The sequence below is a fragment of the Pseudomonas sp. NPDC087598 genome (genome assembly GCF_044743525.1).
In the GTDB taxonomy this organism is placed as follows: Bacteria; Pseudomonadota; Gammaproteobacteria; order Pseudomonadales; family Pseudomonadaceae; genus Aquipseudomonas.
This window is the reverse complement of the sequence record NZ_JBIUWQ010000095.1, coordinates 1-10,995: the sequence shown is the minus strand read 5'-3', so window position 1 is coordinate 10,995 and position 10,995 is coordinate 1. Positions and strand designations below refer to the sequence as shown.

General features: G+C 59.7%; 7 protein-coding genes. 6 read left to right on the top strand and 1 reads right to left on the bottom strand.

Features of this window, described 5'->3' with window-relative positions; genetic code table 11:
• The first annotated feature begins 329 nt into the window (after nt 1-329).
• From ACIOWE_RS28770 to cobA, 6 genes are all read left to right on the top strand, one after another.
• Nucleotides 330-1,541, top strand: coding sequence for a nitrate/nitrite transporter (locus ACIOWE_RS28770; protein WP_401398291.1), 1,212 nt, complete (start codon nt 330-332; stop codon nt 1,539-1,541).
• 7 nt (nt 1,542-1,548) lie between these two features.
• Complete coding sequence (locus ACIOWE_RS28765) at nt 1,549-3,207, top strand: protein kinase (protein ID WP_401398289.1); 1,659 nt, start codon at nt 1,549-1,551, stop codon at nt 3,205-3,207.
• Nucleotides 3,208-3,620: 413 nt separating this feature from the next.
• Nucleotides 3,621-6,074, top strand: coding sequence for a nitrite reductase large subunit NirB (nirB, locus tag ACIOWE_RS28760; RefSeq protein ID WP_401398287.1), 2,454 nt, complete (start codon nt 3,621-3,623; stop codon nt 6,072-6,074).
• Complete coding sequence (gene nirD / locus ACIOWE_RS28755; protein WP_008076837.1) at nt 6,071-6,388, top strand: nitrite reductase small subunit NirD; 318 nt, start codon at nt 6,071-6,073, stop codon at nt 6,386-6,388. Before nirB ends, nirD begins: the two co-directional genes overlap by 4 nt.
• A complete protein-coding gene (locus ACIOWE_RS28750; protein ID WP_401398285.1) occupies nt 6,388-9,102 on the top strand; it encodes a molybdopterin-dependent oxidoreductase in 2,715 nt (904 codons plus the stop codon). Before nirD ends, ACIOWE_RS28750 begins: the two co-directional genes overlap by 1 nt.
• Before the next feature lie 13 nt (nt 9,103-9,115).
• On the top strand, nt 9,116-9,883 hold the full coding sequence (gene cobA, locus ACIOWE_RS28745; RefSeq protein ID WP_401398283.1) for a uroporphyrinogen-III C-methyltransferase: 768 nt from the start codon (nt 9,116-9,118) through the stop codon (nt 9,881-9,883).
• A 62-nt stretch (nt 9,884-9,945) separates the two neighbouring features.
• Here cobA and ACIOWE_RS28740 read toward each other — a convergent pair whose 3' ends face one another.
• A complete protein-coding gene (locus tag ACIOWE_RS28740) occupies nt 9,946-10,980 on the bottom strand; it encodes an OmpA family protein (RefSeq protein WP_401398281.1) in 1,035 nt (344 codons plus the stop codon).
• Nucleotides 10,981-10,995: the final 15 nt, after the last annotated feature.

Sequence of the window (10,995 nt, the reverse complement as noted above, 5' to 3'; positions counted from 1 at the left end):
AACGCGGCGCTAAACGCGTAGCAAGCCTGGAAAAGGTGTAAACGATGTCCCCGGTCTAATGTGTAAAGGATGTACCGGTCTCTACAGTGAGGGGCTTTTGATTTTCAGGCTGTTGGCACAAATCTCGCTACGTAAAACGCACAGGTAACCAACGGCGGTTGCCCCACCCTCGACAAAGACGTCGCTCACCCGTTCGCCCCACCCGGCGTATCAGGTAGCGGCGTTTTTGCGTTTTGGCCCCACAGACCGGGGCCGGTGGTGCGGCCGTGGCGGCGCCCCACCTGCTGTTGCATGACTCCTTTCGAGACTCTTTTCAGCTGAGGTGCGCGATGAATTCAAGCTTCTGGAAATCCGGCCACACCCCGACCCTGTTCGCGGCCTTCCTGTATTTCGACCTGAGCTTCATGGTCTGGTACCTGCTCGGCCCACTAGCGGTGCAGATTGCCGCCGACCTGCACCTGACCACCCAACAACGTGGCCTCGTCGTCGCCACGCCGATTCTCGCTGGCGCGGTGCTGCGTTTCATCATGGGCATGCTCGCCGATCGCTTGTCACCGAAAACGGCCGGTCTGATCGGCCAGGTCATCGTGATCTGCGCGTTGTTCGGCGCCTGGAAAATCGGCATTCACAGTTATGAACACGCGCTGATACTCGGCCTGTTTCTCGGCATGGCAGGCGCTTCGTTCGCCGTCGCCCTGCCGCTGGCCTCGCAATGGTATCCGCCACAGCATCAGGGCAAAGCCATGGGCATCGCCGGTGCGGGCAACTCTGGAACCGTATTCGCCGCCCTTCTCGCTCCGTTGCTGGCCGCTTCGTTTGGCTGGAGCAATGTCTTCGGTTTCGCTCTGATCCCGCTGATCCTGACGCTAGTGCTGTTCGCCTGGCTGGCGAAAAACGCGCCTCAACGGCCGAAAGCCAAAGCTATGGCCGACTACTTCAAAGCCTTGGGCGACCGAGATAGTTGGTGGTTCATGTTTTTCTACAGCGTGACGTTCGGCGGTTTCATCGGTCTGGCCAGCGCCCTGCCCGGCTATTTCAACGATCAGTACGGTTTGAGCCCGGTGACCGCCGGTTACTACACTGCCGCGTGCGTATTCGGCGGTAGTTTGATGCGACCACTGGGCGGCGCACTGGCGGACCGTTTTGGCGGCATCCGCACATTGCTGGCGATGTATACCGTCGCGGCGATTTGCATCGCCGCTGTCGGTTTCAACCTGCCAAGTTCCTACGCCGCTCTCGCCCTTTTCGTCTGCACCATGCTCGGTCTGGGCGCCGGCAACGGTGCGGTTTTCCAACTGGTGCCGCAGCGTTTTCGTCTGGAGATCGGCGTGATGACCGGGCTGATCGGCATGGCCGGCGGTATCGGTGGATTTGCTTTGGCGGCTGGCATGGGTGCGATCAAACAAAGCACCGGCAGCTATCAATTGGCCCTGTGGCTGTTCGCCAGCCTCGGTGTGCTGGCGTGGTTTGGCCTGCACGGCGTCAAGCGTCGCTGGAGAACCACTTGGGGTTCGGCAGCGGTAACGGCAGCGCGGGTCTGAAGCGTCAATGGCCCTGCAACTGAGTTTCGCCGAAGCCAGCGCCACCGGTCCGCGCACGGAGAATCAGGACGCTTTGCGTTCAGTAACACCGGCACCGGCGCTGGCGGCGAGCAAGGGTTATCTGTTCGCCATCGCCGACGGCGTCAGCCAGTGTGCTGATGGCGGCCTGGCGGCGCGTTCGACTTTGCAGGCCCTGGCGCTCGACTATTACGCCACGCCGGAAACCTGGACCGTGGCGCATGCGCTTGATCGCCTGTTGCTCGCGCAAAATCGCTGGTTACAGGCCAATGGCGGTGGGCAGCCGTTGCTCACCACGGTCAGCGCCTTGGTCATGCGAGGCCGGCGCTTTACTCTCGCCCATGTCGGCGATTGCCGGGTTTATCGCTGGCACACCGAGGGCTTGCAGCGAGTCACCGAGGACCACGTCTGGGATCAGCCGGGCATGCAGCACGTGCTCAAGCGTGCGCTCGGGCTGGATCAGCATCTGGTACTGGATTTTCTCGACGGTGAACTGCGCGAAGGCGAAAGCTTTGTCCTGCTCAGCGACGGTGTCTGGTCGACCTTGGGCGATACCGCCATTGCCGCCATTCTGCGTGATCAGCCGGAGCTGACCAGTGCTGCACAAACGCTGGTCAATGCCGCGCACCTGGCGGGAAGTCAGGACAACGCCAGTGCATTGCTGGTACGGGTCGATGTGGTGGGTGAGTCGAGTATTGGCGATACGCTGATTCATTTGCAGCAATGGCCACTGCCGCCGCTGCTGAAAACCGGCCAGTCGTTCGAAGGCTGGCGAGTACAAGGCATCGTCAGCCAGAGCCAACAATCGCTGCTTTATCGAATCGTCGACGGTCAGGGCCTGAATTGGCTGCTGAAAACGTTGCCCGCGCGGCTGGCGGATGATCCTCAGGCCGGGCAAGCCTTGTTGTCTGAGGAGTGGTTCCTCAAGCGTGTGGCTGGCCGACATTTTCCTGAAGTTCATGCGTGCAATCAGCGTCAGCATTTGTACTACGTAATGCGCGAATATTCCGGGACGACGCTGGCGCAACTCGGGCATCTACCCTTGGCTCAATGGCGAGACATCGCCGAACGCCTGCTGCGCGCAGTCGGGCTGCTGCATCGGCGGCAGATTTTGCACCGGGACATCAAACCGGAAAACCTGCACTGGGGCGACGACGGCGAACTGCGCTTGCTGGATTTTGGCCTGGCGTATTGTCCAGGCCTGTCCGAAGACGCGCCGTCGACGTTGCCGGGGACGCCGAGTTATATAGCGCCGGAAGCGTTTCGCGGTGATCCGCCGAGTGCTCAGCAGGATTTGTATGCTGTGGGTGTGACCCTGTATGTCCTGCTGACCGGGCACTTTCCTTACGGCGAGATCGAAGCCTTTCAACGGCCGCGTTTTGGTGTGCCGGTGAGTGCCAATCGCTATCGGCCTGATCTACCGGAATGGCTGGCACAGAGTCTGGAGCGCGGTGTAGCGGCGGATCCACAACAGCGCTTTGAAACAGCTGAGGAATGGTTGCTGGTGTTGGAGCAGGGAGAACGACGCAGTCTGAGCGTACGACCCCGACCTTTATTGGAGCGTGAGCCATTGAAGGTCTGGCGGACGATGGCGTTGCTGGCTTTGCTAGGGAATCTGCTGCTGCTGGTTTTGTTGTTTCATGGCTGAGACCGTGCAGCGGCTATCGCGAGCAGGCTCACTCCTACAATTTGAAATGCATTCCCTTGTGGGAGTGAGCCTGCTCGCGATGGCGCCCCTCCAATCACCAAAGGCTCATCTACCTGAATGCCCCGCGAACGAGCACCCCGCTTCGATTCGGTGCAAAAAACATCTTTAAAATCCGGTAACCCCCAATAAACCCGGCACTCCTCCCACTTGGCACAACCACTGCATTAGCCCTTTCAGCACACACATAAAGCCCAACCTTCAACGACGAAGGCTGCGCTTCCCGAGAGAACGGGACCAGGACAAAGGCGTCCTCGCTAGGCAACTAGCGGGACGCCTTTTTTTGTTTGCGCAAAATTTGTCGAGCAAGGCCGGACTGTCCACAAAAGGCCAGCCGCAGCTCCCCGGAGAACCTGATGAAAAAACTCAAACTGGTGATGATCGGCAATGGCATGGCCGGGGTCCGTACCCTCGAAGAACTGCTCAAACTGAGCAACGAGCTGTACGACATCACCGTCTTCGGCGCCGAACCGCACACCAACTACAACCGCATCCTGCTCTCGCCGGTGCTGGCCGGCGAGCAGACATTCGAAGAGATCGTGCTCAACGATCTCGACTGGTACCTGGAAAACAACATCAAGTTGCTGCTCAACCGCAAGGTTGTCGAGATCGACCGTCTCAAGCGTCGGGTGATCGCCGAGGACGGCAGCGAAGCCGAATATGATCGCCTGCTGATCGCCACCGGCTCGACCCCATTCATCCTGCCGATCCCGGGCAACAACCTGCACGGCGTGATCGGCTACCGCGATATCGCCGACACCCAGGCGATGATCGACACCGCGAAAACCCACAAACACGCGGTGGTCATCGGCGGTGGCCTGCTCGGTCTCGAAGCCGCCAACGGTTTGATGCTGCGCGGCATGCACGTCACCGTGGTGCACATCGGCGAATGGCTGCTGGAGCGACAACTGGACAAAACCAGCGGCCAATTGCTGCAAACCGCCCTTGAATCGCGGGGCCTGCATTTTCGCCTGTGCGAACAGACTCAAGCCCTGCACGACGCGGGTAATGGCCGGGTCGGCTCGGTGCAATTCAAGAACGGCGACATCATCCCCGCCGATCTGGTGGTGATGGCCGCCGGCATTCGCCCCAACACCGAACTGGCGGAAAAGGCTGGCATCCCTTGCAATCGCGGCATTCTGGTCAATGACACACTGCAAACCTACGATCCGCGCATCTACGCCATCGGTGAATGTGCCAGTCATCGCGGCATTGCTTATGGATTGGTGGCGCCGCTGTTCGAGCAGGCCAAGGTGTGCGCCAACCACCTCGCCCAATTGGGTTTCGCCCGTTATCAGGGTTCGGTGACATCGACCAAACTGAAAGTCACTGGCATCGACCTTTTTTCCGCTGGCGACTTCATGGGCGGCGAAGGCACCGAGACCATCACCCTCTCCGATCCGATCGGCGGGGTGTACAAAAAACTGGTGATCAAGGATGACGTGCTGGTCGGCGCCTGTCTGTACGGCGATACGGCGGATGGCGGTTGGTATTTCCGCCAGATTCGTGAGAATCACGCCATTGGCGAGATCCGCGATCATTTGATGTTCGGAGAAAACGCACTTGGCGATGTAGGACATCAGGGCCAGGACAAAGCCATGGTCATGGCCGACACCGCAGAAGTCTGCGGCTGCAACGGCGTGTGTAAAGGCACCATCGTCAAAGCCATTCAGGAACACGGGCTGTTCAGCGTCGATGACGTGAAGAAACACACCAAGGCTGCCAGCTCCTGCGGCTCTTGTGCCGGGCTGGTCGAACAGATTCTGATCAACACCGTCGGTGGCGCGGCAGACGTCAAACCGAAAAGCGAAAAAGCCATCTGCGGTTGCAGCGACCTCAACCACGGCCAGATCCGCCAAGCGATTCGCGAGCAGCATCTGCTGACCATCGCTGGCACCTTGAGTTACCTGAACTGGCGCACCCCGAACGGCTGCGCGACTTGCCGCCCGGCCCTCAACTATTACCTGATTTCCACCTGGCCCGGCGAAGCCAAGGACGATCCGCAATCGCGCCTGATCAACGAACGCGCCCACGCCAATATCCAGAAGGACGGCACTTATTCGGTGGTGCCACGGATGTGGGGCGGCGTGACCAATCCGTCAGAACTGCGGCGGATTGCCGACGTGGCCGACAAGTATCAAGTGCCAATGGTCAAGGTCACCGGTGGGCAGCGCATCGACTTGCTGGGGATCAAGAAGCAGGATTTGCCGGGAGTGTGGAAAGATCTCGACATGCCGTCCGGCCATGCCTACGGCAAGTCCATCCGCACGGTGAAAACCTGCGTCGGCAGTGAGTTCTGCCGCTTCGGCACGCAAAACTCGACGCAACTGGGCATCGAACTGGAACACGATCTGTTCAACATGTGGTCGCCGCATAAAGTGAAACTCGCCGTCTCCGGATGCCCACGCAACTGTTCGGAAGCGGGGATCAAAGACGTAGGAATCATCGGTGTCGACTCCGGTTGGGAGATGTACATCGGCGGTAACGGCGGGATCAAAACCGAGGTCGCCGAATTCTTCATCAAGCTGAAAACCGCTGAGGAGGTCCGCGAATACAACGGCGCCTTCCTGCAGCTCTATCGCGAAGAAGCCTTCTACCTCGAACGCACCGTGCACTACCTGCAACGAGTCGGCATGGAACACATCAAGAAAGCTGTGCTGGAAGATCCAGAGCGTCGCAAGGCCCTGAACGAACGCCTGCAATTCTCGCTGTCGTTCGAACAGGATCCATGGAAAGAACGCCTGGCTCAGCCGCAACTGAAGAAAGAATTCGACGTGATCCCTGTGAAAAACCTGGAGGTGCCGGCATGAACTGGCTCGATATCTGTGCCCTTGAAGAGATCAATGCTCTCGGCTCCCGGATCATTGCCGGGCCAAAAGGTGACATCGCGATTTTTCGTACAAGCGACGATGAGGTTTTCGCCCTCGACGACCGCTGCCCACACAAAGGCGGGCCGTTGTCACAAGGTCTGATCTACGGCAAACGCGTCGCCTGCCCGCTGCATAACTGGCAGATCGACCTGCAATCCGGCGAAGCGCAGGCGCCGGACATCGGTTGCGCTCACCACCACCCGGCGCGGGTCGAGAATGGTCGCGTGCAACTGGCCCTGCGGGACGCCATCTGATGAGCCGCCAGACGACCGCCTCGACCTGCTGTTATTGCGGGGTCGGCTGTGGCGTGCTGATCGAGCACGACGGCGAGCGCATCCTCGGCGTCAGCGGCGATCCGGCGCATCCGGCCAACTTCGGCAAACTCTGCAGCAAAGGCTCGACCCTGCACCTGACCGGCGACCTCGCGGCGCGGGCGTTGTATCCGGAACTGCGCCTGGGCAAAGGCCTGGCGCGCAGTCGCACGGACTGGGACACCGCGCTGGAACATGCCGCCAATGTGTTCGCCGAAACCATCGCCGAACACGGCCCGGACAGCGTGGGGTTCTACATCTCCGGACAACTGCTGACCGAGGATTACTACGCCTTCAACAAACTGGCGCGGGCGCTGGTCGGCACCAACAACATCGACAGCAACTCCCGGCTGTGCATGTCTTCGGCGGTGGTCGGCTATAAACGCAGCCTCGGTGCCGATGCACCGCCGTGCAGCTATGAGGATCTGGAACTCAGTGATTGCGTGATGATTGTCGGCAGTAACATGGCCTACGCCCATCCGGTACTTTTCCGGCGACTGGAAGAGGCAAAGGCCCGCCGTCCGCAGATGAAAGTCGTCGTTATTGATCCTCGGCGCACCGACACCTGCGACCTCGCGGACCTGCATCTGGCGATTCTGCCCGGCACCGATGTCGCGTTGTTTCATGGGATTTTGCATCTGTTGCTGTGGGAAGACTGGATCGACCGCGACTTCATCAAGGCGCACACCGATGGCCTCGCCGAACTGAAGAGTCTGGTGCGCGATTACACCCCGCAAATGGTTTCGCAACTGTGCGGGATCAGTGTCGAGCAATTGCAGCAGTGCGCTGAATGGGTGGGCACGTCGCCGACTTTTCTGTCGCTATGGTGCATGGGTTTGAATCAATCCACGGCGGGTAGCGCGAAGAACAGCGCCTTGATCAATCTGCATCTGGCTACCGGACAGATCGGCCGTCCGGGTGCAGGACCTTTCTCCCTGACCGGTCAGCCGAATGCCATGGGCGGGCGCGAAACCGGTAGTTTGTCGAATCTGTTGCCAGGGCATCGTGACGCGGCTAACCCGGAGCATCGTGCTGAAGTGGCGGCTTATTGGGGCGTTGATCGGTTGCCGGAAAGTACCGGTCTCAGTGCCATCGAACTGTTCGAAAAGGTGCGTAGCGGCAAGATCAAGGCGCTGTGGATTGCCTGCACCAACCCTGCGCAATCGATGCCGGATCAACAATCAGTGCGAGCAGCGCTTGAGGCCTGCCCGTTTGTGGTTCTGCAGGAAGCCTTTCGCACTACAGAAACCGCTGCGTTCGCCGATCTGCTGCTGCCCGCTGCAAGCTGGGGGGAGAAGGAAGGCTCCGTGACCAATTCGGAACGGCGTATTTCCCATGTGCGCAAGGCCATTCTCCCACCGGGTGAAGCGCGGCCGGATTGGGCGATCACGGTGGATTTCGCACAACGGCTGGAGAAACGTCTGCGCCCCACTGAACCGAGCCTGTTTGCGTTCACCCAACCTGCGCAGTTGTTCGATGAATTCAAAGGCCTGACGCACGGCCGTGATCTGGATATGTCCGGGATCAGTCATGCGCTGATCGACGAGATCGGACCGCAGCAATGGCCATTCCCTGTTGGTGCCCGCAAAGGCACACCACGATTGTACGAAGACGGGATTTTCCAAACCGCCAACGGGCGTGCGCAATTCGTGGCCGACCCGTATCGCGCCGCCAAAGAACAGCGTGATGCACGCTTTCCACTGACGTTGATCACTGGCCGCTTGCGCGATCAATGGCACGGTATGAGCCGCACCGGCACCGCCGCGCAATTGTTCGGGCATGTCAACGAAGCAGTGTTGAGCTTGCATCCGGACGAAATGCGCCGACATCGCTTGCAGCCGGGGGAGCTGGTCAATCTGAAGAGTCGGCGCGGTGCGGTCATCGTGGCAGTCGGCAGCGATGACAGCGTGCGCCCGGGCCAGGCCTTTCTACCGATGCACTGGGGAGACCGGTTTCTCAAGGGCGGGGTAAACAGTCTGACTCTGCCGGCCTTCGACCCTTTGTCGAAGCAACCCGAACTCAAGCACAGCGGTGTGCGACTGGAACCGGTGAATTTGCCCTGGCACTTGTTCGCACTCATCGAAGGCAATGTTCAACAGCATTTCGAGACGCTACGACCGCTCTGTGAGGCATTTTCCTACGTAAGTCTCAGCCTTGTCGGACGCGAACGATCGGCGTTGCTGATACGCGCTGCCAGCGCCACGACTCCGGAGCCACACCTGCTGCGCGATATCGACCAGTGCCTGTCCCTGCTCGACGGCCCGGTTCTGGCCTACGACGACCCGCGCCGTGCCATTGGCAAGCGGGTGCGCATCGAAAACGGCCGAATCACCGCGATCCGCCTCGCGGGTGAGACTTTGGCCCAGCACTGGCTGCAAGGCTTGTGGCTTGAGGGCCGCGCCGATGAACAACTGCGACGCTGGCTTCTGGCCCCGATGAGTGCACCACCGGGCAATACCGGTTTGCAGGCCAATCCGGGCAAAACCCTATGCAACTGCAAAAACGTCAGTCACAGCGCGGTGTGTGCCGGGATCCGCCAAGGCCTCGACTTGCAAGGCCTCAAACAACAACTGGGATGCGGGACGCAATGCGGCTCGTGCGTTCCCGAAATCAAGCGCTTGCTGACCGCTGATCTCCAGCCGGCATCGGTCATCTGATAAGGAAAACACCATGAATGCAAAAGTCTGGCTGGTGGGCGCAGGCCCCGGTGATCCCGAGTTGCTGACACTCAAAGCGGTCCGCGCGTTACGCGAGGCGGACGTGGTGCTGATCGATGATCTGGTCAACGACGCGGTGCTGGAACACTGCCTTGGCGCACGCATCATCGCAGTAGGCAAACGCGGTGGTTGCCGTTCGACACCACAGGGGTTTATCCACCGGCTGATGCTGCGCTATGCCCGCCACGGCAAGTGTGTGGTGCGGCTCAAGGGCGGCGATCCGTGTATTTTCGGGCGCGGCGGTGAAGAGGCGCAGTGGCTGCGAGAACGTGGGGTTGAGGTAGAGCTGGTTAATGGCATTACCGCCGGGCTGGCCGGGGCGACTCAGTGCGATATTCCGCTGACGTTGCGCGGTGTGGCGCGAGGCGTGACGCTGGTGACGGCGCATACCCAAGATGACAGCCAGTTGAATTGGCGGGCATTGGCGCAGGGCGGGACGACGCTGGTGATTTACATGGGCGTGGCCAAGCTGGGCGAGATTCGCGATCAGTTGTTGGCGGGCGGGATGGCGGCGGATACGCCAGTGGCAATGATCGAGAATGCGTCATTGCCGCAGCAGCGGGAATGCCGGAGTGATCTGACGGCAATGAATGACGACGCTTGCAGGTTTGAACTCAAGAGCCCTGCCATTCTGGTAATCGGTGCAGTGGCTGCTGCTGTTGAAGATCAAAAGATCGCAGCCTGCGGCAGCTCCTACACAAGGACCGCGTGCGTCCCGTAAGGCCAAATCGCAGGCAAAGAAAAGCCCGGCCTAAGCCGGGCTTTTCTCAGAGCGGCGGGTAATTACTTACCTTGAGCTTCAACCTGCGCTTCTACGCGACGGTTTACAGCGCGGCCTTGTTCAGTTTTGTTGTCAGCAACTGGGCGGGTTTCGCCGTAGCCAACAGACTGAACGCGGGACGATTCAACACCGTACTGGTTGGTCAGAACTTGCTTAACGGCGTTTGCACGACGCTCAGACAGTTTCTGGTTGTAAGCGTCAGGACCGACGGAGTCAGTGTGACCTTCAACAGTAGTGGTGGTGGATGGGTACTGCTTCATGAAGTCAGCCAGGTTCTTGGTGTCGCCGTAGCTGTTTGGCTTCACAACCGACTTGTCGAAGTCGAACTTATCGTCCAGCTCACCACGAACAACTTCAGCAACTGCCGGGCAGCCATCAGCGTCAACAGTTACGTTGGCTGGGGTGTCTGGGCACTTGTCAACGTTGTCGCAAACGCCATCGTTGTCGCTGTCGGAGCAGACTTCAGCTGGTGCTGGAACTGGAGCAGCAGCAGGCTTGGAGCCGCCACCGAAGTTCACACCGATACCGACGCTAGGAGCCCACTCGGTGTCGCCCTGGTCGATGTTGTACTGAGCTTCAACGCCGGCACGGGCGTAGAAGTTGTCGGTGAAGTACAGTTTTGCACCAGCGCCAACGTTGGCGAAGGTGGAGCGGTCACGACCGCCGGAACCGTTCTGACCGATGCTCTGATCGGAGAAACCAGCCGATACGTACGGACGCAGCATGTCGCCTGGGTTGTTGAAGTGGTACAGAGCGTCCAGAGCGGTGTTGGCGCCCTTGATGTTACGGCCGTCGTCGGAACGCACGTTGTGCACTTCGTCGTAGCCCAGACGCAGTTCAACGTCGTCGGTCAGGAAGTAACCGATCGAGCCACCGAACAGGTTGCCGTTGTTTTTGAAGTTACGAGCGCTGTCGAATTGTTCTTTCTTTGCGAAGCCTTCGATTTCAACTGCGCCTTGGCCTTGTTCCAGAGCGACGAACGTAGTGGCGGCAATCAGAGAACCAATGGCCAAGCCGACGGTGTTTTTCAGTGTCATCCGTTAAATCCCCAT

Excerpts from the sequence above, each read along its gene's own strand:
- ACIOWE_RS28750 (WP_401398285.1), top strand. The coding sequence starts at position 6,388 with ATGAGCCGCCAGACGACCGCCTCGACCTGCTGTTATTGCGGGGTCGGC.
- ACIOWE_RS28765 (WP_401398289.1), top strand. The coding sequence starts at position 1,549 with ATGGCCCTGCAACTGAGTTTCGCCGAAGCCAGCGCCACCGGTCCGCGC.
- nirB (WP_401398287.1), top strand. The coding sequence starts at position 3,621 with ATGAAAAAACTCAAACTGGTGATGATCGGCAATGGCATGGCCGGGGTC.
- nirD (WP_008076837.1), top strand. The coding sequence starts at position 6,071 with ATGAACTGGCTCGATATCTGTGCCCTTGAAGAGATCAATGCTCTCGGC.
- cobA (WP_401398283.1), top strand. The coding sequence starts at position 9,116 with ATGAATGCAAAAGTCTGGCTGGTGGGCGCAGGCCCCGGTGATCCCGAG.
- ACIOWE_RS28770 (WP_401398291.1), top strand. The coding sequence starts at position 330 with ATGAATTCAAGCTTCTGGAAATCCGGCCACACCCCGACCCTGTTCGCG.
- ACIOWE_RS28740 (WP_401398281.1), bottom strand. The coding sequence starts at position 10,980 with ATGACACTGAAAAACACCGTCGGCTTGGCCATTGGTTCTCTGATTGCC.